Consider the following 2,163-nt stretch of genomic DNA (forward strand, 5'->3'; position numbering starts at 1 on the left):
TGAACGAAGACCCGCTGATCCATGGGATCCTGGTCCAGCTGCCGCTGCCCGGGCGCCTGGACGAGAAGGCGGTGATCGCCGCCATCAATCCCGACAAGGACGTGGACGGCCTGCACGTCGTGAACGCCGGCCGCCTGGTGGCCGGTCTGCCGGCGCTGGTCCCCTGTACGCCGCGCGGCTGCATCATCCTGTTGCAGGCGACCCTGGGTGACCTGACCGGAAAACGCGCCGTGGTGGTGGGGCGCTCGCTGCTGGTGGGCAAGCCGATCGCGCAATTGCTGCTGGCCGAGGACTGCACGGTCACCATGGCCCACTCACGCACGAAGGATCTGCCGGCGGTCTGTCGGGAGGCCGATATCCTCGTCGCCGCAGTCGGCCGGCCGCGGATGATCCGGGGCGACTGGATCAAGCCGGGGGCCTGCGTGATCGACGTGGGCATCAACCGGGTGCCGTTCGACGATCCGGCCAAGGCGGCGGAGGGACGGACCAAGCTGGTGGGCGACGTCCACTACAAGGAGGCGCTGCAGGTCGCGGGCGCGATCACGCCCGTGCCTGGCGGCGTCGGCCTGATGACAGTCGCCGTGCTGCTGCAGAACACCGTGACCGCCGCCAAGCGGCAGGCGGGCCTGGAAGGTTAGAGCGGGATCCATCGAGATTGAATCTGGGGATTCCGGTGTTGGCCGGATCATGATTCAAGATCTGGGCTGGGCGGGAGGCCAGTCTGGATGGTTCGGGCCTATTCGAGCGATCTTCGGGATCGGGTGGTTTCGGCGGTGATGTCGGGGGCCACGGTGCGGTCGGTGGCGTCGCGTTTTGGGGTGAGCGTGGCCTCGGTTGTGAAATGGTCGCAGCGGTATCGGACGACGGGCAGCGCAGCGGCCAAGCCTTATGTCGGCAGCAGACCCCATGTGCTGGTCGGCGAGCGCGAGTGGCTGCTGGCGCGGATCGCCGAGAAGCCGGACCTAACGCTGCGGGCGATCCAGGCGGAGCTGGCCGAGCGGGGGGTCAAGGCGAGCTACCACGCGGTGTGGGCCTTCTTCGCCCGTGAGGGCATGAGCTTCAAAAAAAAGCCTGTTCGGGTCCGAACAGGACCGGCCGGACGTGGCCTGGAAGCGGGATCGCTGGAGACGGCATCAGGCCAAGTTTGATCCCCGCCGGCTGGTCTTCGTCGACGAGACCTGGGCCAAGACCAACATGACCCGCACCCACGGCCGCTGCGCCCGCGGCCAGCGCCTGGTCGACAAGGTCCCGCACGGCCACTGGAAGACCCTGACCTTCCTGGCCGCGCTGCGCCACGACCGGATCGACGCGCCCTTCGTCCTCGACGGGCCGATCAACGGCGACTACTTCCGCGCCTGGGTCGAGCAATGCCTCGTCCCGACGCTCGCGCCCGGTGACGTGGTGATCCTGGACAACCTCGGCAGCCACAAGGGCAAGGCTGTCCGCCGGGCGCTGCGAAAGGCCAAGGCCCACCTCATCTTCCTGCCGCCCTACAGCCCGGACCTGAACCCCATCGAGCAGGTCTTCGCCAAGCTGAAGACCCTCCTGCGCAAGGCCGCAGAACGCACCGTCGAAGCCACCTGGCGCCGCATCGGCCAGCTTCTCGACCACTTCACCCCCGCCGAGTGCGCCAACTACCTCGCCAACTCCGGATATGCTTCAGTATGATGGGATCAAGCTCTAGGCCCGCGACAGCCGCGGCGCGCCCTGTCGACGCGCCCTCCCGGCGGCCAGCACTTCGGCGACCAGGCGCGCGTAGGCCTCGTTGGTCAGGCTGAGGTCGTAGGCGAGGGCGCGGTCGCCCGGCCGCACCGGCGCGACCGCCTGGGCCAGCAGGGCTTTGGCGAGGGCGTCGGGATCGTGGCCGTCGAACAGCAGGCCGTAGCGGCCCTCGTCCAGCACCTGGGCGGCGTCGCCCGCCAGTCGCGAAGCCACCACCGGGGTTCCCGCCGCCAGCGCCTCAAGCAGGGCGAGCGACGAGGTCTCCCAGCGCGACGGCAAGGCGAAGACCGCCGCCCGCTTCAGCCAGGCGAAGACGTTGCCGGTCTCGCCGGCCAGCAGGAAGTCGTCGCCCAAGCCGGCGTCACGGGCCAGGCCCGCCAGCCGCGCCTGTTCGCCCGCCGCCCCGCCGCCGATGATCGCCAGTCTCAGGCGCCGCGATGC

At 69.5% G+C, this 2,163-nt stretch carries 3 protein-coding genes; 2 read left to right on the forward strand and 1 reads right to left on the reverse strand.

Translation table 11 applies throughout. The features are described from left to right. Both VJS38_RS19580 and VJS38_RS19585 read left to right on the forward strand, forming a co-directional pair. Positions 1–638 (forward strand): bifunctional 5,10-methylenetetrahydrofolate dehydrogenase/5,10-methenyltetrahydrofolate cyclohydrolase (locus VJS38_RS19580; RefSeq protein ID WP_324089826.1); only part of this gene is annotated, 638 nt, incomplete at its 5' end. 87 nt (positions 639–725) lie between these two features. Beyond that, positions 726–1,668, forward strand: a protein-coding gene (locus tag VJS38_RS19585; protein WP_324089827.1) for an IS630 family transposase whose coding sequence is annotated in 2 segments (ribosomal slippage) — positions 726–1,061 and positions 1,063–1,668 — 942 coding nt in all. Because the reading frame shifts where the segments join, the coding sequence is not laid out codon by codon here. A gap of 12 nt (positions 1,669–1,680) precedes the next feature. Here the strand turns inward: VJS38_RS19585 and VJS38_RS19590 are convergent. Then, the coding region (locus VJS38_RS19590; protein ID WP_324089828.1) for a glycosyltransferase at positions 1,681–2,163 on the reverse strand (483 nt) is incomplete at its 5' end.

This window comes from Phenylobacterium sp. (assembly GCF_035276905.1).
Lineage (GTDB): Bacteria > Pseudomonadota > Alphaproteobacteria > Caulobacterales > Caulobacteraceae > Phenylobacterium.